Below are 19,046 nucleotides of genomic sequence, written 5' to 3'. Positions count from 1 at the left end.
AACCCTCACGGACGCTGATTCCCTCAGGGTTCCCCTCACGGACCGGAGCTACTTCTTGACCGGGTAGGCCTTCGGCGAGCCCTCCTTGTCGACACCAGCCGCCCCGTACTTGCTCACCCAGGCTGGCACGAAGCCGACACTGGTCGACAGGTCCTTGCCGGTCTTCGCGTCGAGAACGATCGGCTGCTTCCCGCTCGTGTAGCCGTACAGCGCGCCGTGCCAGGCGACGGTCAGGCCGCCCGGCGGGACGCGGTTCGCGGCCTGATCCGGCAGGCTCCACAGCTTGGTCCCGGCCTTGGCGTCGTACGCGGTCAGCACGCCCGAGTCGGTGCAGGCGAGCACCGACTGCTCGTCGTACAGGCAGTCACCGTACGAGTCGGGGCCCAGGTTCCGGGTGCCTTCCGCCGAGAACTTCTCCGCGCCGCTCGCCGGGTCGACGAACTTCAGGAAAGCGTGGCCGGAGCTGTACTCGCTCGCCTTGAGGACCACCATCGCCGGGTCGCCCTGGAGAATCTCGACCGCGCTCGATTTGGCGGCGGCGACCCATTTCTGCTGGCCCGTGGCGACGTCGAGGGCGGTCGCCTGGACCATCGAGGAGTTCTCGGCCACGTTGGAGTCGACGCCGACCACGACGTCGCCGTTCAGGCTGCCCGCGTCGTAGTCCTTGCGCTCCCACAGCTGCTTCCCGGTCGCCGGGTCCAGCCCGACCGTGAGCTGGTGGTCCGACTGCGCGAAGCTGGCGACCACGGCCTTGTCGGTGACCCCGACGACGTGCGTCACCGAACGGCCGCCGCTGATCCCGTACTGGTCGTCGGTGATTTTCGCGTTCGTCTGCCAGGCCTTGGCCCCGGTTTCGGGGTTCACCGCGATCACCGCGAGCGCGACATAGCCGGGCGTGGTGCCCTGCTCGGGCATCCGGAGCGGGACCGCGCCGACGGCCAGTTTGTCCGTGACGAGCGGCGGGCGCGGGCCGCTCTGCTCGACGAACGGCCCCTTGTGCGCGTTCGGGTCGGCGGGCGGGCCCTCGATCTTGGTGTTCCACTTCTCGCCGCCGGTGAGCACGTCGACCGCGCTCAGCGATTCGGGGGCGATGATGTAGCCGGTGCGGTCGCGCAGCGTCATGAACTTCGACGTCACCGAGCCGCCCATGTTGGCCTGCAGCGACGTTTTGGGCAGCGAGACGCCCTTGCCGATGTCGAAGGCCAGCGGCGGATCGGCGGTCACCGCCTCCGGCTGGGCGGACGAGCCGGGCGGCTGCTGCCCGACCGGTCCCCCGAGGTCGGTCGGCAGCTGGGGGACGGTTTCGCCGCACGCGGCCGTGGCGGCCAGCACCCCCAGGCAGGCCACTGTGATCAACGTTCGCCGCATCGGCATCCCCATTCTCCGGAACCCACTGCTCCATTCGGAGTCAGCACGGGAACCTAGCCGAACGAACGGCCGGATGCGCACGAGATCGCACAACTGCGGCGAAAAAGGCGTCCCGGACGTCGAAGCCCGCCCGGACGGGTGAAACTCCGACCCATCCGCCGCCGGTCCGGCCGCGAATGCCCGGCATGACCTCCCGTCTGCGGATCCTCCCGGCGGCGCTCTGCGGAGTGCTCGCCCTGGTCGCGGCGCTGGCCGCCGGACATCTGGCGGCATCGCTCGGCAACGTCAACGCCTCGCCTTATCTCGCGGTCGGCAACGGGGCGATCGATCTGACGCCGCTGCCGCTGAAGGACTTCGCGGTGCGGACGTTCGGCACCTACGACAAAGCGGTCCTGCTCGGCGGCATGGCGGTGGTGTTGCTGCTCGTGTCCGCCGCGGCCGGGGTGCTGTCGCGGCGCTCGCCGTGGCCGGGGGCGGCGATCATTGTCGCGTTTGGACTGATCGGCGGAGTCGCGGTAGCCGCCCGGCCGGACCTGACCGTCGTCGCGTTGCTGGCTCCCCTGGTCAGTTTGCTCGTCGGGGTCGCGGTTTTCCTGCTGCTGCACCGGATCGCGTCGCGGCAGCAGGCGACGGAATCCTCCCGGCGGTCGTTCTTGCTGGGCAGTGTCGGGACTGTCGTTGGCGCCGGTGTCCTCGGTGGTGCTGGGCAGCTGATCAGCGGCACCCGAGACGCGACCGCTTCCCGGGCGGCGATCGGGCCGCTCGTGCCCGCGGTTCCCGCCCCGCCGATCCCGGCCGACGCGGATTTCGCCAAGCTGGGCACCCCGGCGTTCCTCACGCCGAACCGGAGCTTCTACCGGGTCGACACCGCGTTGTCCGTTCCGCAGGTGCGGGCCGAGGACTGGAGCCTGCGGATCCACGGGATGGTCGAGCGGGAGGTCCGGTACCGCTATCGCGATCTCCGCGACCGGCCGCTCGTCGAGCGCACCGTCACGATGACGTGTGTGTCCAATGAGGTCGGTGGCGACTATGTGTCCACTTCGAACTTCATCGGCGTCGATCTCGCCGATCTGCTGGCCGAAGCCGGAGTACAGCCCGGTGCTGAGCAGCTGTTCTGTTCCAGTGTGGACGGTTGGACGTCCGGCACCCCGGTCGCCGCCGCGCTGGACCGGTCGCGCGGCGCGATGCTGGCGATCGGGATGAACCGCGAACCGCTGCCGCTGGAACACGGTTTTCCCGCGCGGCTGGTCACTCCCGGGCTTTACGGCTACGTCTCGGCGGTCAAATGGGTGGTGGACATCGAGGTCACCACCTGGAAAGCGCGCCAGGCGTACTGGCTCCGGCGCGGCTGGGGCGAGCAAGCGCCGATCAAAACCGAATCGCGGATCGACACGCCCAAAGGGTTCGCGACGGTTCCGTCCGGCGCGGTGCGGATCGCGGGCGTCGCCTGGGCACAGCACACCGGGATCACCGCCGTCGAGATCAAAGTGGACGGTGGTGCCTGGCAGCCGACAACGCTGTCCGCTGAGGTGAATACGAACACCTGGCGGATGTGGTGGACCCAAATCTCGGTGAAGCCCGGAACGCATCAGGTTCTCGTGCGCGCGAAGGACAAATCCGGCTACACGCAGACCGAAGCACGCGCTGGCACCGTGCCCGACGGGGCGACCGGCTGGCATTCGACCACTTTTATCGCTTCCTGACCAATCCGGCTCCGCCCTGGTGCCGAATACCCGCTGAACAGTCCACTGTGAACGGAGAATTCCCGTGAAGACCCTTCGCCTCGCCGGTATCGGCGCCGTCGCCGCTCTCGCCCTGACCGCGTGCGGCAGCAGCACTGACAACAAGGCCGCGGACAGCGCCCCGCCGGCGGCACCGTCATCGGCACCATCGTCGGCACCGATGTCCAGCAGCAGTTCCGGCGTCACCACCAACGACCAGGTGTTCGGTCCCGCCTGTTCCCAGCTTCCGCAGGGCAGCGCGCCGGGCTCGCTCGACTCGATGGGCCCGCAGCCGGTCGCGTCCGCCGCCTCGACGAACCCGCTGCTCACGAAGCTGGTCGCGGCGGTCAAGGCCACCAACCTGGTCGACACGCTCAACAGCCAGCAGGCCATCACCGTCTTCGCGCCGGCCGACCCGGCGTTCAACGCGCTCGGCGACGCGAAGTTCAAGGAACTGGCGAGCAAGCCGGACCAGCTCGCGCCGATCCTGCAGTACCACGTGGCGGGCAAGCGCTACGACGCCAAGGGCCTCGAACAGGCCGGTACCGTCACCTCGCTGAACGCCGCGGGCGGGCCGCTGAAGATCGAGGGCTCCGGCGAGAACATGACGGTCAACGGGGCGAAGGTCCTGTGCGGCAACATCCCGACCAAGAACGCGACCGTCTTCGTGATCGACAAGGTGCTCACCCCGGGCACCAACAAAAACTGAGCCAACCGGCGCGGGCCTCGTGAGTGGCTGTGCCGGTTAGAACCGGCACAGCCACTCACGAGACTTGGGTGCCGGGCTTGCGCAGCGGCCATGCGCCCCAATGTGGCATTGGGTGCGTCAGATGCACCCAATGTGGCGTTCGGTGCGTCCCACGCACCCAATGCCACATTGGGGCCGCGCTCGCCCTGGCTTCCCGGCGCCGCGCTGCCGACGCCGTCGCAGCAGGCCTGCCGCGCGTGGGGTCTTGTGAGTGGCTATGCCGGTTAGAACCGGCATAGCCACTCACGATCAGCTGAGCGAAGAAGCCACGTTCAGGTCGGTATTCCTGGTCTCCGGAGCCATGAACACGCTCACGATCGCGCCCAGCGCGGCGATCCCGGCGGCGATGTACATCGTCGCCGACAGCCCGAGATTCGTGAGCGACCACGGTGTGGCGAAGGTGCCGATCGCCGCGCCGATCCGGCTGATCCCGGTGCACAGGCCCACCGCCGACGCGCGGATGTCGGTCGGGAACAGTTCGTTCGGGTAGATCCATTCCAGAATGGACGGTCCGCCGTTGAACACCGCGTACACCGCGAAGGCCAGCGTGATCAGCCACAGCGCGGCACCCGGTTGCAGGCCGAGGTAAAACAGCCCGGCGGCGGAAATCGCGAAGCCCCAGATCAGGACCGGGCGACGGCCGAGCCGGTCCACCAGCAGCAGTGCGGCGACATTGCCGACGAAGAAGAAGAAATTGATCAGCCCGTAGCCGAGGTGCGAAAGGTTGCCGTCGCCGAGGTTGAACAGTTCGAGAATCTGCGGGCCGAACGCGTAGATCGCGAACAGCGGGACGACCGTGCACGTCCAGAACACCGAAATGAACACGACCCGCTTGAGATAGCCGCTCCGCCACAACGCCGAGAACGGGGTTTTGGCTTCCGGTTCCGGCAGATCGTCCAGCGACGCGTGCTCGCCGATCGTCGTGCGCAGCACCTCCAGCGCTTCGGCGTCGCGGCCCTTGCCGTGCAGCCAGCGCGGCGATTCCGGAATGCTGGTGCGGGCGATCACGATCAGCAGCGCGGGCACCGCCGACGACAGCAGCATCCACTTCCAGCCCTCGTCCACGTTCAGCAGGAAGAACCCGACGAACGCGGCGACCGTCGCGCCGACGAACCACATCGCGTTCAGCCCGCCGACCAGCCGGGCCCGCCACGCCTTCGGCGCGAATTCGGTGACCAGCGCGGTGGCGATCGGATAGTCCGCGCCCACCGCGATGCCGATCAGCAGCCGCAGCACGAACAATTGCGCCGCGTCGGCGACGAAGAACTGCAGCACCGAGCAGACGATGATCGCGATCAGGTCGATCGTGTACATCAGTTTCCGGCCGATGCGGTCGGTGAGCGGGCCGAACACCGCTCCCCCGATGAACACGCCGACCAGCGCGGACGCGCCGATCAGGCCGGACCACAGCGCGTCCATCTGCCACTGCGGGCCGATCTGCACCAGCGCGATGCCGATGATGCTGAGGATGTAGCCGTCCAGGAACGGCCCGCCGGACGAATACAGCGCGAGTTTGCGGTGAAACCCGTTTAGCTTGGCGGAATCCAGGGTCGCACGGACCACATTGTCCGATGCGCGGTCAGTCTTCATGTCGGTTGGTCTCCTCGCTGCCGACCGCCGCCACGGCGTCGATCTCGATGCGTTTCGTCCCCCGGAATCCGGCGACCTGGACCGTGGTCCGCGGCGGCAGGTCGATGCCGGCGAAACGGTCGAGGTAAGCCTGGTGGTAGGCGTCGAACTCGCCGAGGTCGGCGAGGAACACCGTCAGTTTGAGCAGTGTGCGCAGGCTCCCTCCCGCGGCCCGCAAGGTGTCCTCGAGGTTGTCGAGGGCGACCCGCACCTGCTCGTCGATCTCCTCCGGGACGCTGCCGTCCCGCCGTGCCGGAACCTGCCCGCACGCCCAAATCACTCCGCCGAAAACAGCGGCACCGGCGTACGGCCGCGGTCCGTGCGGATGCGCAACCAGCTCGCGCGACGCGGTCATCGGCCCTCCCGGTGGTCCGGAATCAAGAACCCGCGCGCGATCGAGTACACGTGAGTCCACAGTGGAGTTGAGACAGCCACACCGTTCGTGACCGCTTCGCGATGCCGTTGTTTCCGTTCCCCCGCAGTAGAAAGCACTTCGCCAGCAGGAACTTCGGACAACGGCCGGATCACCAAACCCGCGACCGGCGGACGCGGCTCGGCGATAGCGGGAAGCCGAAGCAGGTCGCCGTCCGGAGTGACGACAGTACGTTCGCCACCGTCCGAAAGGGACAGTGCCCGGCCGGCCCGCTCGGCAACGTCCAGCGCTGCCCAATCCAGCACCGGGCTTCCCGCGATCCCCGGCACCACCAAGGTGCCCACGACCGCAGCCGTCTCGCACGCCGGGACGAACGCCTGCAGCGGACCGCGTGATGCCGGGTCGTGCGCCACGGCGTAGCCGTCGCAGTGCTCCAGCCGCAAGCCGACGCGTCCGGCCGGAACCCGTGCCGTCTCGGTCCGCAAGGCATCGAGCCCGACCCCCGCATGGACCTCGGCGGATGCCACTACCTCGGCCAGGTATTCCGCCTCGCCGCTGCTGAGCCCCGAAGCCCGCAGCGCACGCAAGGCGACCTCGTGGATCTCCCGCACGGACACCCGGGTCCGCACGGTTTCGGCCGCCGAGACCCGCTCGGCCCTGGCGGCGGTCATTGCTCCGCTCCCGGGAACACCGTGTCGAACAGCCGGAGCCAGTTGCCGCCGAGCACCTGCGCCACCACGGTTTCCGGCAGTCCGGCTTCGAGCAGGCCTTCGGTGAGCACCGGGAAGTCGGCCGGTCCGCCGAACCAGCTCGGCCACACCGGCCACTGCGGCTCCACCGGCACCGCGGACGCGGGTCGCCAGCGGCCGTTGCGCAGCCACGCGACGTAGTCCTGCGACCAGTTGCGCGTGCAGTCGCTGCCCAGCGCGACGTGGTCCGGCCCGATCTTCTCGACCAGCCCGGCGACCATGTCGCAGAACTGCCGCCGGGTCGTCTTCTCGCCGCCGATCACGTTGGGGTACAAGCAGCAGCCGAGCACTCCGCCGCGCGCGGCGAGGGCTTCGATGACGTCGTCCGGCTTGTTGCGCGGAGAGTCCACAAACGACAGCGGGTTCGCGTGGGTGATCGCCACCGGCCCGGCCGAGGCGTCGATCGCGTCGCGGCAGGTGCGGTTCCCCACGTGCGAAAGGTCGACCAGCATCCCGACGCGGTTCATTTCCGCGACGATGAACCGGCCGTAGGCGGTCAGCCCGGAATCGTGTTCGTCGTAGCAGGCGCCGCCGACGAGGTTCTGGATGTTGTAGGTCAGCTGCGCGACGCGGACGCCGAGCCGGCGGAACACCTCGACCATCCGGTAGTCGTCGCCGAACGGCGAGGTGTTCTGGAAGCCGAGCAGCACCGCCAGCCGTCCGTCGCGTTTCGCCGCGCGGATGTCGTCGGCGTTGTCCGCGAGCACGACCAGATCGGAGTTTTCCCGTGCGAGTTCGTACCAATCCGCCACCGCGCGCAGCGTTTCCTGCGGGCCTTCCCAGACCGCGCACGTCGCGTTGACGCCGGTGACGCCGCCCGCTTTCAGCTCCTCCAGTACCTTGCGGTCCCAGTTGTTGATCTGCAGTCCGTCGACGACCGTGAGGTCGCCGTGCTCCAGGCGGTCCACTTAGGACTCCTTTCTGGGCTTGCGGGTGAACAGCCAGTCGTCGTCCACTCCGGGCTCGACGTCACCGGCCCGGGGCGCGCCCGAAAAGAGCGTGACGCGCAACCAGTCGGTCGACTGCGGGCTGTAGTTCTCCATGCCATAAAGGGCGAGCTGGAATCGCTGCAGGTGCAACGGCAGGAAATCGTCGGCGAGCAAATTCGCGCGGACCTCGCCGTAGCGAAGCCCGGCGACGGACTGCACTCGCGCGACAATCCCGCGGTGCCACGGGAATTCCAGCAGGAATTCGGCCACCGACCGGCCCGAGTCGGCTCCGGCCAGGTCGTGCCGGAGGGCGTGCACGGCGCGGGCGACGTCGATCGGGTGCTCCATCGATTCGCCGGGGTCCTGTCCGCGCTTGCCTCGGCGCGGCTCTTCGTTGTCCTCCGCGGAAAACCAGAACCGCGCCTGTTCGTCCGGGTCGGTGAAGTCGAACTCGCGGGTCCAGTCGTACCGGTCGGCCAGCAGGTCGCGCAGCTGCCCGCAGGTCTGGGCGACCTCGACCCGACGGCGCTGGTCGCAGGTCAGCAGCTCCTCGATCGCCGTGTCGAGCGAGTCGTCCAGCTCGACCAGGACGGTGTGCAGCACCGCCTGTGCCTCCGCACCGAACTCCGCCACCCGGTCGTCTAGGTCCCGCCACCGGAAGCCTCCGCCAGGGAATTCGGCCAGGATACGAGCGATTCCGTCCAGCCGGTCAGCCAGTTCGGGGCCAGTCAGGTACGGCGCGGTCGTCAGGGTGTCGCGCTCGCGGAAGTACCGGCGCGCGCGGTCCAGCAGTTCGCTCGCCCGCCGCACCGAGCCAGCGTCGGCCGCAGTGTCGAGGGCATGGGCCAGCGGCAGTTCCCGCGCCGAGCACCACGCGTCGAGGATGCTCGGATGGTTCACCACGAACGGGACCATGCCGAGCCCGGTCGCGTTCCCCAGGCCGAGGTATCGCCGCCAGTCGCCGGAAAGCGTTGCCGCCGCTGGGTTTCGGCAGGCGGCGCAGTGTTCGGCCAGGTCGTAGCTGAACTCGCGCAGCAGCCACGCGGCCAGCATCTGTGCCCGGTACGGCACCCGCAGCGGCGGGATCTCGGCGAGCCGGTCGAAGTCGGCGAGGCCGAACTTTCCGTTGCTGTAGAAGGCGGTGCTGCGCAGGATGTAGCACGCGTCGCCCATCGTGGCGCAGTCCGGCTGGGCACCGGCGGCCAGCTGAGCGACCACGTAGTCGAAGAATCGCTCGCTGCGGTTCGCCCGGGTCCACACCAGCGTCGCGGCGTCGGCCCGGCCCGCCTCCTGACGAGGCACTTCACGACGCAGCTCGGCCAGCCGGTCGTCCGGGACTGGGCCTTCCACCAGCGCGGCGGTCACGTCCCAGCGCTTCGCGATCACGCGGTCGGTGCGCTCGTTTTCTTGCAGTACAGTGGAAAACACCGCGAAGTGCAGCAGCGTACCGTCGGCGTCGATCCGGTACACGGCTTCTCCGTGCCCGTTGTCATCGAACTCCCAGCGGACGGTGGAGACCGTCCAGCGCTCCCGCGCCGCCTGGCGGAGGAACGACCGCGCGAAGCTGTGCCGCGTGTAGCGGGCGGCACCCAGCTCCGCTGGCGCGAGCGCGGCGTCCGCTGGCCGGGTCACGATTTTTCCTGAGAAGTCCGCAGGTACGCCGTTTTGGTCCAGGTGAAGAATTCCGCGGCGGATTCGCCGTTCTGCTCGCGGGGAGCGGGGAACGACGAGTCCTTGAGCCCGCCGAACGGTGCGTGCACCTCGGACCCGGTGTTCGGCGCGTTGACCTTCACGATGCCCGCGTCCAGATCGCGCAGGCACTTCCGCACCGCGCGCTCGTCGTCGGTGAACACCGCCGCGGTGAGCCCGAACCGGGTCCCGTTCGCCAGCCGGATCGCCTCGTCCAGGTCGGCGGCGCGCAGCACGGTGGCGACCGGGCCGAACACCTCCTCCTGGCTGATCGTCAGCTCGGGCGTCCCGGCCAGCAGCGTCGGCGCGACGAACGCGCTGCCCTCCGGCCGATCCGCGCGAGCCAGCACCGTCGCGCCCTCGTCGACCGCCTGCTGGATCGCACCCTCGACCTCCTCGGCGGCCCGGGCGGACACCAACGGCCCGATCTCGACCCCCGGCGTCGTCCCCGGCCCGACAACCAGGCCCTTGACCCGGGCGGACAGCTCATCGACCAGCCGGTCGTAAGCGTCGCCGACCGCGATGATCCGGCGGGCCGCGGTGCACTTCTGCCCGGCCCCGCTCATCGACGCGGTGACCAGCGCCGCCGCGGCCTCCGCCGGGTCCGCGTCGGGAAGGACGATCGCCGCGCTGTGCCCGCCAAGCTCCAACTGCACCTTCGCCCCGCGCGGCACGACCGCGGCCTGGATCGCACGGCCGACCGGAACCGAGCCGGTGAAGGTGACGCCGGACAGCTCCGGCCGCTCCACCAGCTCCGCGCCGAGCGAACCGGGCGCGAGCAGCAGGTTCAGCACACCGCCCGGAACGCCCGCCTCGATCAGGATCTCGGCGAACGCGACCGCCAGCGCGACCGTGTCGCTGGCCGGCTTCCACACCACGGCGTTGCCCCACAACAGCGCGGGCGCCAGCTTCCACGCCGGGATCTGCACCGGGAAGTTCCACGGCGTGATCACGCCGACGACACCCAGCGGACGGCGCACGGTCCGGACCACCTCGTCCGGGTTGCCGGACGGGTAGAGCACGCCGTCGGCGCTACGCGCACGGCCCGCGTGATAGTGCAGCGTCTCGACCGAGGCGGCCACCTCGCCGCGCGACTCCGCGAGCGTCTTGCCCTGCTCACGGGTCATCAACGCGGCCACCGACTCGGCGCGCTGGGCCAGCAGCTCCGCGGCCCGCCGCAGCACGAGACCGCGCGCGATGGTGCCCCGCCGATCCCACTCCGGCTGCGCCGCGACCGCCGCGCGCACCGCCTCGTCGAGCAGCTCCGGACCGGCCGTCCGGTACTCGGCCACGATCTGTGCGGGATCCGCCGGGTCGGCACTCTGCGCGACCGGTCCGTCGCCGGGAACCCACCGTCCCGCTACGAAGTGCTGCAACGACAATGCGTGATCCACGGGTGCTCCTCGACGTTCGCGACGGTGCTTGTCGTCCATCACGCTAAGTCGCGCGGAACACAGAGTGAAGTATCTATTGCCTACACACTGATAAGGAACCATTATCAGCGGCGTGGAACTCCGCCAGCTTCGCTACTTCGTCGCGGTCGCCGAGGAACGCAGCTTCCGGCGCGCGGCCGAACGGCTGCACCTCGCCCAGCCCGCGCTCAGCCAGCAGATCGCGAAGCTGGAGAAGGAGCTGTCCGTCCGGCTGCTGCTGCGGACCACCCGCAGCGTCGAGCTGACCGAACCGGGCCGGGTGCTGCTCGCCGAGGGCCGCCGGGTGCTCGCGGACAGCCAGCACGCCCTCACCGCGGTCGCGCACGCCGCGCGGGGCGAACTCGGGCTGCTGCGGGTCGGGTTCGTCAGCTCGGCCGCGCTGGAAATCGTGCCCGCCACGGTGCTGGAGATGCGCCGGCAATGGCCGGACGTCCGGTTCGAACTGACCGAATCGACCACCGACGCGCAAATCGCCGCACTCGGCGACGGCCAGCTCGACGTCGGCATCGCCCGCGAGGTCGGCGGAGCCGCCGGGCTGACCGTGCACCCGCTGGGCCGCGAACGGCTGATCGTGGCCGTGTCCGAGACGCATCCGTTGGCGGACAACGAAACCGTCGAGATGGCGGAGCTGGCCGACGAGCCCTTCCTCGCCTTCCCGCGCACGCGCGTCTCCCGGCTGCACGACCACATCGAGACCCTGTGCCTGCGCGCCGGCTTCCGGATGCGGGTGGTCCAGGAAGCCGTCCAGTTCCCCACCATGCTCGGCCTCGTCGCGGCCGACACCGGCATCGCGATCGTGCCGAACGCCCTGCGCGCGCTGCAGTTGCCCGGCCTGCGCTATCTCTCCCTCGCCGACCCCGGCGCGTTCTCCACTGTCTCGGCGATCTCGCGCACCGATCACCAGAACAACCCGGTGGTCGACCGTTTCCTCAGCGTCGCCCGCGTCGGATGATGGCCACCGTGGACTTCGAACCGCACCGCGGCGAACTGACCGCCTACTGCTACCGGATGGCGGGTTCGTTCCACGAGGCCGAGGACCTGGTGCAGGATCTAGCCGCTCCGCGATCGCCGATGCCAGGGACCTCGTCCGTGAGGGGAACCCTGACGGACTCTGATTCCCTCAGGGTGCCCCTCACGGACGGCAAACTCCCGCCCCCGCGTGATCACTCGCCGGGCCGGTAGCGCCGCTCGATGTGCCCCTCCAGCTCGTCCGGATAGAAATACACCGGCCGGAGGTCACCCTTCGCGTACCGTTCGGCCTGGTCGGTGAAGTGCGGCGAGTCCGGATGCCCGCTCGCGCCGCCCTCCCGTACCGCCATCGCCCGCAGCCTCGGCCCGAACTCCACCACCGCCACGAAGGTGTTGCCACTGGTCCCGTAATACCGCTTCGTCGTGCCACCGGACGGGGTCGGCTGGGGTTTCGCCCCGAACGAGGCGAGGGAACCCGCCGCCCCGGGCGCGAACGGCACCGGGATGCTCGGCTTCGCGTCGTCGAATTTCTGGTCGATCGCGTCGTCGAGGCGCTGGAACCGGTTGATCTCGCCCCAGGGCACCTGCCAGCTGCCGAAATCGCGCGTGAGCTGTCCCATCGCCGTCTCCAGCGAGGCGAGCAGCTGCTCGTCGGTGCCACGGGGCAGGATGGCCCAGAACATGGCCAGCGAGGTCGCGGTCGAGTCCGCGCTCCAGCGGCAGTCCCAATCGCGCAGCAAGCCGACCGGCCCGGCAAGCTTCGCCTTTTGGGCGCTGTCCGCAGGCAGTTTGCTCCACGCTTCGACCAGTCGCGGAACGAGACCGCTCAACGGCTCCCCGTTCCCCGCGTCCGGAGCGAAGGCGGGGAGATGGGAATCGAAGGCGACGTCGCGCAGCGTCTGCGCGCTGAAGACGGGGTGCGACGTCAGCAACTGGGCGGCATGCGGCCCGCGTTCGGTCTCGCCGGCCTGGTCGAAATACCGCGGATAGTCGGCGGCCCGGGGACTGTCCGGGCCGGCACAGGTCCACGGCCAGTTGTTCGTATTGAACACCCAGCCGTTCTTCGGATTCACCGCCTGCGGCAGGTTTTCGAGGCGGTAGAGCCCTTTCCAGTCGGTCGCCGGGTCGCTGCCGTCGACGGGTTTCGCGTAGTCGAACCGATCGTCGCGGATCGGCATGAACTGCGGCATGAGGAAGGCGACGTCACCCTGAGAATCCGCGAAGATCGTGTTGTTCGAGCTGTTGGCCTTGAACTCCGCCACCCGGAGGTATTCCCGGTAATTTCGCGCCTTGGTGCGCAGATAGCTTTGCTGCAGCGCCTCGACCGGCTTGTTCATCAGCGCGAACGCGATCCACTTGCCGTCCGCCTCGCCCACGATCGGGCCGTGGTGCGTGGCGAAAACCGGGAAGGTGCGCTGACCCCGTCCGCCGTCGGCGGTGCGGTACGCCAAGGTGATCTTTTTCGTCGTCACCGGCCGCGTTTCGGTGCCGTACCGGTAGAAAAGCCCGCCGTCCGCCTTCCGCACGATCGTCTCGGCGAACTCGTCGACGTTGTCGGTGCCGGTCGAAGTGTGCATCCAACCGGCGTTTTCGTTGAATCCCTGATAAAGGAAGAACTGACCCCAGGTGGCCGCGCCGTAAGCGTTGAGTCCTTCGCCGCTCGTCACGTGCTGTTCCGAGCGGAAGTAGAAAGTGGTGTGCGGGTTGATCAGCAACAGCGCATGGCCGTTTTGCGTGCGGTGCGGCGCGATCGCGATGCCGTTCGACCCGGTGGGCTCGCGCGGCGGCTCGGGCTCCTCGTCGGTGCGCGCCGCCGTGTGGTCGTAGAAAGCCTGGAGCCGGGGAAGCGGCACCCGCGTGATGTCGCCGCCGATGCTGCCTTCGGTGAAGCTCAGCGCCATCCACGGCTCGAACCGCGTGAGCACGAGCGGCCGCACCTCGGGATGCGTCGCGAGGTAGTAGTTCAGCCCGTCCGCCCACGCCTGCATCAGCTTGCGCAGCCAGGCCGGGCACCGCGGATAGAGATCGCGCTTCAGCACCTCCGGATCGACGAACAGCCGCTGGCGCAGGTCCTGCCAGAGCGCGCTCTCGCCGTTGGCCTCGGCGAGCCGGCCGAGGTTGGTCAGGTAGTTGATTTCGATGCGGGCGAAGTCGTCCTCGGCCTGGGCGTACATCATCCCGAACACCGCGTCCGCGTCGGTCCGGCCCTTGACGTGCGGGATTCCCCAGTCGTCGCGGGTGATCGTCACGCACGCCGCCCGTCCGCGCCACCGCGCGAGGTCGGGTGCCTGCGCCGGAGCGGCGGCCGCCTGACCGGAGGTCAGACCCGCCGCGGCGACGGCCGCCGCACCGCCCAGGAACAGGCGACGGCTCAGCAGTTCGCGGTGCGCGTCGTTCATGAGGTAGTCCGCCTTCCCCCTTGGCTCATGCCTCGTCGAGATAACGACACTCCCCCGCCATGGCCATGTCAACCGCCGAAGACCGATGAGTTCTCGCGGGCCCGCCGGTACGTACTGGCGGCACCGACTGAAGGACCTCCGCCATGAGCGTCATCGTCATCTCATTCGTCACCCTCGACGGCGACCTGGCCGACGCGGTGAAACACGAGGAGCGCGGTGCATACGCTGCAGGCGGCGGACCTGATCGACGAGTACCGGCTCCTGACCTTCCCCACCATCCTGGGCACCGGGACCCGGCTGTTCCCGGCCGACACCGGTACCGCGCACCTGGAATGCGTATCAGCCGAACGCGTCGGCGCGGCCACGCTGACGCGGTACGTGCGCGATAATTCGGTGGAGGAGTCCGGGCAGTAGGCCGTAACGTCGCTGGCCATGTTGCTGCTCGTTTCGGGCGCGTCCGGCGTCGGCAAGACCACCGCCCGCCTGCACGCGCGGCACCTGCTCGGCGAAACGTTCGAGACCGCCGAACTGTGCACGCTCGGGCCGATCCCGGCCGCGCCGACCGTCGCGTGGCGGCAGGAGCAGGTGGAAGCCGCGGTCCAGCGCGCGATCGTGCTCGAAGCCGAGGGCAGGCATCTGCTGTTCGCCGGCGATCCGGTGCCGGTCGGGGAAGCGCTGGCGGCCCCGAGCGCGGACCGGATCGACATCGCCGCCTGCCTGCTCGACGCCCACGACGAAGCCCACCTGGCCCGGCTCGCCCGCCGCGGCGAGCCGAGCCAGACCATCCCCCTGCATCAAGGGTTCGCGACGTGGCTGCGCGCGCACGCCCACGACCCCGGGCACGTCCCGGAAGCCGTCACGACGGGTGCTTGGCCGGAAATGCGCTGGGACCGCTGGGTCGGCCGCCAGCCGGGTCCGGAGTGGGCGATGACAGTGCTGGACACGTCTTCGCTCGGCCCGGAGGAGGTCGGCGAGGCGGTCGCGGGGTGGTGCCGCCGGGCGGTGGCCGGGGAGGCTCCGGTCTTTCCGGCGGGCTGGTTCGTGCGCTGAGCTGGCCTTCCGCAGCTGGACCATCCACAAAGGACACCAGAACCGCCGAATTGCCCGATTAATGCCCGAACGACCGCATTCGAAGGTCCGTGAGGGGAACCCTGCGGGAATCAGAGTCCGTGAAGGTTCCCCTCACGGACGACCCCAGCCCCGCGCCAGCCCGGTTCCGCAAGGGGGCCTTCACGGACCTCCGCCGCTCAATCCGCGTAACCGTGCTCGTGCGCGTACCGCACCGCCTGCGCCCGGGTCCCGCACCCGGTCTTCGCGAAAATCCGGTTCACGTGCGTCTTCACCGTCGCCTCGCTGACCAGCAGCTCCCGCGCGATCTCCCGGTTCCCCCGCCCGGCCGCGATCTGCTTCAGCACCTCCACCTCCCGCGCCGTCAGCCCGTGCTCCGGCGGCGCGGCCGGACGCCGGGCCGCGGCCAGCAACGTCCGCTGCACCGCCAGGTCCATCACGGTCTGCCCGGCGGCCGCGGCGTGGATCGCGCGGCCGATCTCGTCGCCGTTCGCCGCCTTGGTCACGTAGCCGACCGCGCCCGCGTCGAGCGCGCGCACGATCGACTCGCTGTCCGCGTAGGTGGTGAGCACGACGACCCGGGTGCCCGGCAGGTCCGCGACGATCCGCCGGGTGGCCGTCGCGCCGTCGCAGCGCGGCAGGTCCAGGTCCATCAGCACGACGTCGGGCTGCAGCCGCGCGGTTTCCTCGATCGCCGCGAGACCGTCGCCTGCCTGCCCGACGACCTCGATGTCCGGCAGCAGCCCGACCAGCAGCACCAAGCCCTCCCGCACGGCGGGCTGGTCCTCGGCCACGAGCACGCGCACGATCGTCATGCCGGGATCCTCACCGACAACCGCCACCCCGCGCCATCCGGACCCGCGGCCACCTCGCCGCCGACCAGTTCCGCGCGCTCGCGCAAGCCGGTCAGGCCGTATCCGGAGCCGGCCAGGCCAGAGCTGGAACCAGTCCGGTTGACGACCGACATCATCACGACATCGTCCAGATAGGACAGTTCGACCGACACCGGGGCGCCGGCGGCGTGCTTGCGGGCATTGGAAAGTCCTTCTTGGACAGTGCGGTACAGCAGCAGCGTGACGTCCGCGGCGAGTTCCCGGGGTTCGCCGGTCACCTGGATCGACGCGTTGTCTGGCAGCGAACCGAACAGCTCCGGCAACGCCATCGGATCGCCGCGCAAGGCGTGCACCGCGCGGCGCGTCTCGATCAGCCCCTCCTGCGCCAGCTCGCCGGCCTTCCGCACACACGCGGCGAGCTTGTCCTCCGGAGACGGCAGCTCGGCCACCAACCGGGACGCGGCCTGCAAATGCAGCGACAGCGCCGAAAGCGAATGCGCCTGGATGTCGTGGACCTCCCTGGCCAGCCGGGCGCGTTCCTCCAGCGTCGCGCCGCGCGCCACGGCCTCCTGGGTGAGCCGCGTCTGGTCCAGCAGCTCCCGCGCCTGCCGCGCCTGCACCCGGTACTGCCGCCGGTTGAGCCCGAGCAGCACCACGACGGCCACCGCGAGTGCGTTCCCCGCCACCAGACCGCCCGGCTGACCGGCGAAGTACCCGCCGACGGTCACCGCGACCCCCAGGAACGCGGCGACCGTGACGATCTCCGCCGGGCGGATCGCCGCGAGCGAGGACAACACGAGCAAGGACAGGCACACCAGCGACGGCCCGGTGAGGCTCTCGTCCGCCACCGTCACGACCGCCCCGAAGACCGCGGCCATCGAGAGCAGCACTCCGGCCACCCGCGGCCAGCGCAGGTCGAGCGCGCCGAACGCCAGCCCGCTCGCCGCGGAAGCGGCCAATGGCACCCACTCCCACTCCGCCGCGGGCCGCGCGGTGAGGAGGATCGCGACGAAGGCGACCGGCGTGAGCAGCCGCAGCAAGACCACCGGCAGCCGAGTCATCGCAGTCCCCCTCCGTCCGATGCTCAGCGTAGTCAGGCCCGCACCGGCTGCGCGTCGGCGGATTCCAGCCGCCGCGACCGCCACAGCACCCCGCCGGCCCGCACCGCGACCATGGCCAGCGCCATCAGCACGAAGAACAGCCCCACCCCGTCCTTGTCCACCTGCGTGCTGACCAGGAACTCGCCCACCTGCACGGCGAACGGGCGCACGTTCTCGACCGCCCACACGAACACCAGGCGTCCGACCAGCACGACGAGCCAGATCAGCAGGTACGGCCAGCCCGCCCAGGTCTGCACGCGCCCGGTGACCGGGCTGCGCTCCACCCGGGTGGTGGCGATCAGCCCGGCTCCGGCGATCGCCCCGAGCACGGCCCCGACCAGCCCGGAGACCACGTTCGGCGCGGTGATCGCGATGCCGCCGGTGAAGTACAGCACCCCGATGACGGTGCACGAAACGAACGGCATGATGCCCATGACCAGGTTGTGCCTGCGGCGGCCCACCTGGGTGAAAAGAACGAGGGCGAGCAGGATCCCGCCCATGATGAGAGCGTCGGTCATCGCGGCCTTCCGTGGAGTCAGGCGGGCCGGAACACCCGCGTTTCCGACGCTAGGGCGCGGCGCCCGCCGAATCGTCCACCCATTGCCCGATTCCGGGTGGACGTGACGTACACCCGGATCACCGGATCGGGCGCGTCCCGGTCGGTACACTGTGGAGCGTCAGCGGCCGGAGCCGGCTGGGCCCGACCGGAAAGCCGTGGAGCCGCACGAACGATGTTGATTCCCGCACTGATTGTCCTGTCGGCCGCGGTTCTCATGCGCGCGCTCGCGGCCAAGCAGCTCGACCGGTGGAACATCGCCGCCCCCGTGCTGATGGTGGCCTGCGGGGTCGCGACGGCACTGTTCGCGAATCCGGAAAAACTGCTCGAGGTGTTCAACACCGAAATCGCGCAGCACGTCGCCGAACTCATTCTCGCGATGCTGCTTTTCGTCGACGCCACCGAAGTCCGCGGCGGACGTCTGTGGGGTCACGCGCCAGGCCTCGTCGCGCGGGTGCTGTTCCTCGCGCTGCCACTGAGCCTCGGCCTGGCGATGCTGGCCGGCTGGGCGTTCTTCCCGGATCTGTCGTGGCCGCTGCTGCTGATCGTCGCGTGCATCGTCATCCCGAGCGATTTCGCCGCCGCCGAACGCGTAGTGCGCGACAAAACCCTGACCCCGCAAGTGCGCAGCGTGCTGAATGTCGAAAGCGGATACAACGACGGGCTCGTTTCGCCGCTGTTCCTGTTCGCGCTCATTCTCGCGCGCAGCGACAATACCGCGAACACCGCCGGAAAAGCGCTCGCGACCGCGTTGCCGTTCGCGATCAAAGCCATCGTCGCCGGCGCGATCATCGGAACGGTGATCGGCTTCCTGCTGTTCCTCGCGGTGCGCGCCGGCTGGACTTCCGGACAGGGGCGGCGCATCGCGATCCTGACGACTCCTTTGCTGGCGTACGCGGCCACAGTCGCCATCGACGGCAACGGATTCGTCGCCTCGTTCGTGTGCGGGATCGCCTTCCGCTACGTCTACCGCGCCTTCGCCGCGCGGCACCTCCGCACGCCGGCCAGCCCCGGCCGGGAGCACTTCGCCCGGCCGTCCGAGGATCTGCAGCTGCTCGAAGAGGTCACCGGAATCCTGACGATGGCGATGTGGTTCGTCGTCGGCGCGGCCGCGGTGGTCGTGGTGGCCTTCGGCGTGCCGTGGGAGCCGATCGTGTTCTGCCTGCTCGCGCTGACCGTGCTGCGGATCGTCCCGGTGATGCTGTCGCTGACGCGCACCCGGATGCCGTATCGGGACCGGTTCCTGGTCGGCGCGCTGGGCCCGCGCGGCACGACGTCGATCGTGTTCGGGCTGCTGGCGATCAACGGCCTGTCCGGCGAGGAGAGCGACACGGTGCTCACGCTGACGGTGGTCTGCGTCCTCGGCAGCGTGGCGTTGCACGGCCTCGGCTCCACGCCGCTCATCACACGGTTGATGACCCTTCGCACGCACCCGGCCGAACGTCCGTGAGGGGAACCCTGGGGGAATCAGAGTCCCTCAGG

The 19,046-nt window shown here is 69.6% G+C and carries 17 protein-coding genes; 6 read left to right on the top strand and 11 right to left on the bottom strand.

Annotated features, from left to right (window positions below):
• Window positions 1–48: 48 nt before the first annotated feature.
• On the bottom strand, window positions 49–1,368 hold the full coding sequence (locus tag ACFSVL_RS16355) for an outer membrane protein assembly factor BamB family protein (RefSeq protein ID WP_378304971.1): 1,320 nt from the start codon (window positions 1,366–1,368) through the stop codon (window positions 49–51).
• A gap of 185 nt (window positions 1,369–1,553) precedes the next feature.
• On the opposite strand from ACFSVL_RS16355, the gene ACFSVL_RS16350 reads away from it, so the two are divergent.
• Together ACFSVL_RS16350 and ACFSVL_RS16345 are read left to right on the top strand one after the other, a co-directional pair.
• Window positions 1,554–3,071 carry a molybdopterin-dependent oxidoreductase gene (locus ACFSVL_RS16350; RefSeq protein WP_378304969.1) on the top strand — a complete coding sequence of 506 codons (1,518 nt, stop codon included), beginning with the start codon at window positions 1,554–1,556 and terminating at the stop codon, window positions 3,069–3,071.
• A gap of 64 nt (window positions 3,072–3,135) precedes the next feature.
• Window positions 3,136–3,798 (top strand): fasciclin domain-containing protein, encoded by a 663-nt coding sequence (locus ACFSVL_RS16345; RefSeq protein WP_378304967.1) that lies wholly within the window; start codon window positions 3,136–3,138, stop codon window positions 3,796–3,798.
• Between the two features lie 288 nt (window positions 3,799–4,086).
• Here the strand turns inward: ACFSVL_RS16345 and ACFSVL_RS16340 are convergent, their stop codons facing one another.
• Genes ACFSVL_RS16340 through ACFSVL_RS16315 form a run of 6 tightly spaced genes read right to left on the bottom strand, consistent with a single transcriptional unit; the run spans window position 4,087 to window position 10,600 of the window.
• A complete protein-coding gene (locus tag ACFSVL_RS16340; protein WP_378304965.1) occupies window positions 4,087–5,427 on the bottom strand; it encodes an MFS transporter in 1,341 nt (446 codons plus the stop codon).
• A complete protein-coding gene (locus ACFSVL_RS16335; RefSeq protein ID WP_378304963.1) occupies window positions 5,417–5,821 on the bottom strand; it encodes a RidA family protein in 405 nt (134 codons plus the stop codon). Before ACFSVL_RS16335 ends, ACFSVL_RS16340 begins: the two co-directional genes overlap by 11 nt.
• Complete coding sequence (locus ACFSVL_RS16330; RefSeq protein ID WP_378304961.1) at window positions 5,818–6,510, bottom strand: hypothetical protein; 693 nt, start codon at window positions 6,508–6,510, stop codon at window positions 5,818–5,820. The genes ACFSVL_RS16335 and ACFSVL_RS16330 overlap by 4 nt, the downstream gene beginning before the upstream one ends.
• Entirely contained in the window at window positions 6,507–7,496 is a 990-nt protein-coding gene (locus ACFSVL_RS16325; RefSeq protein WP_378304959.1) for a membrane dipeptidase, read from the bottom strand. Before ACFSVL_RS16325 ends, ACFSVL_RS16330 begins: the two co-directional genes overlap by 4 nt.
• Window positions 7,497–9,149 (bottom strand): hypothetical protein, encoded by a 1,653-nt coding sequence (locus tag ACFSVL_RS16320; RefSeq protein ID WP_378304957.1) that lies wholly within the window; start codon window positions 9,147–9,149, stop codon window positions 7,497–7,499.
• Complete coding sequence (locus ACFSVL_RS16315; RefSeq protein WP_378304955.1) at window positions 9,146–10,600, bottom strand: aldehyde dehydrogenase family protein; 1,455 nt, start codon at window positions 10,598–10,600, stop codon at window positions 9,146–9,148. The genes ACFSVL_RS16320 and ACFSVL_RS16315 overlap by 4 nt, the downstream gene beginning before the upstream one ends.
• Before the next feature lie 112 nt (window positions 10,601–10,712).
• On the opposite strand from ACFSVL_RS16315, the gene ACFSVL_RS16310 reads away from it, so the two are divergent.
• On the top strand, window positions 10,713–11,591 hold the full coding sequence (locus tag ACFSVL_RS16310; RefSeq protein WP_378304953.1) for a LysR family transcriptional regulator: 879 nt from the start codon (window positions 10,713–10,715) through the stop codon (window positions 11,589–11,591).
• Window positions 11,592–11,802: 211 nt separating this feature from the next.
• Here ACFSVL_RS16310 and ACFSVL_RS16305 read toward each other — a convergent pair whose 3' ends face one another.
• On the bottom strand, window positions 11,803–14,007 hold the full coding sequence (locus tag ACFSVL_RS16305; RefSeq protein WP_378304951.1) for a penicillin acylase family protein: 2,205 nt from the start codon (window positions 14,005–14,007) through the stop codon (window positions 11,803–11,805).
• A 216-nt stretch (window positions 14,008–14,223) separates the two neighbouring features.
• On the opposite strand from ACFSVL_RS16305, the gene ACFSVL_RS16300 reads away from it, so the two are divergent.
• Window positions 14,224–14,421 carry a dihydrofolate reductase family protein gene (locus ACFSVL_RS16300; RefSeq protein WP_378304949.1) on the top strand — a complete coding sequence of 66 codons (198 nt, stop codon included), beginning with the start codon at window positions 14,224–14,226 and terminating at the stop codon, window positions 14,419–14,421.
• Window positions 14,422–14,439: 18 nt separating this feature from the next.
• Window positions 14,440–15,057, top strand: a complete 618-nt coding sequence (locus ACFSVL_RS16295; RefSeq protein ID WP_378304947.1) for a hypothetical protein — start codon at window positions 14,440–14,442, stop codon at window positions 15,055–15,057.
• A gap of 197 nt (window positions 15,058–15,254) precedes the next feature.
• On the opposite strand, the gene ACFSVL_RS16290 is transcribed toward ACFSVL_RS16295, so the two are convergent.
• From ACFSVL_RS16290 to ACFSVL_RS16280, 3 genes are read right to left on the bottom strand one after another with little or no spacing between them, the layout of a single operon-like run.
• A complete protein-coding gene (locus ACFSVL_RS16290) occupies window positions 15,255–15,890 on the bottom strand; it encodes a response regulator transcription factor (RefSeq protein ID WP_378304946.1) in 636 nt (211 codons plus the stop codon).
• The gene (locus ACFSVL_RS16285) at window positions 15,887–16,969 is read right to left on the bottom strand and encodes a sensor histidine kinase (RefSeq protein WP_378304944.1); all 1,083 of its coding nucleotides are present in this window, start codon (window positions 16,967–16,969) and stop codon (window positions 15,887–15,889) included. Before ACFSVL_RS16285 ends, ACFSVL_RS16290 begins: the two co-directional genes overlap by 4 nt.
• 32 nt (window positions 16,970–17,001) lie before the next feature.
• Window positions 17,002–17,526 carry a DUF1453 domain-containing protein gene (locus ACFSVL_RS16280; RefSeq protein WP_378304942.1) on the bottom strand — a complete coding sequence of 175 codons (525 nt, stop codon included), beginning with the start codon at window positions 17,524–17,526 and terminating at the stop codon, window positions 17,002–17,004.
• Window positions 17,527–17,739: 213 nt separating this feature from the next.
• Here ACFSVL_RS16280 and ACFSVL_RS16275 point away from each other — a divergent pair, with 213 nt between their 5' ends.
• The gene (locus ACFSVL_RS16275; protein WP_378304940.1) at window positions 17,740–19,014 is read left to right on the top strand and encodes a cation:proton antiporter domain-containing protein; all 1,275 of its coding nucleotides are present in this window, start codon (window positions 17,740–17,742) and stop codon (window positions 19,012–19,014) included.
• Window positions 19,015–19,046 lie beyond the last annotated feature (32 nt).

Origin of the sequence: Amycolatopsis silviterrae (genome assembly GCF_042684085.1) — a bacterium.
Taxonomy (GTDB): domain Bacteria; phylum Actinomycetota; class Actinomycetes; order Mycobacteriales; family Pseudonocardiaceae; genus Amycolatopsis; species Amycolatopsis silviterrae.
The sequence above is the reverse complement of the archived record's forward strand: the minus strand, read 5'-3'. Positions and strand labels throughout refer to the sequence as shown.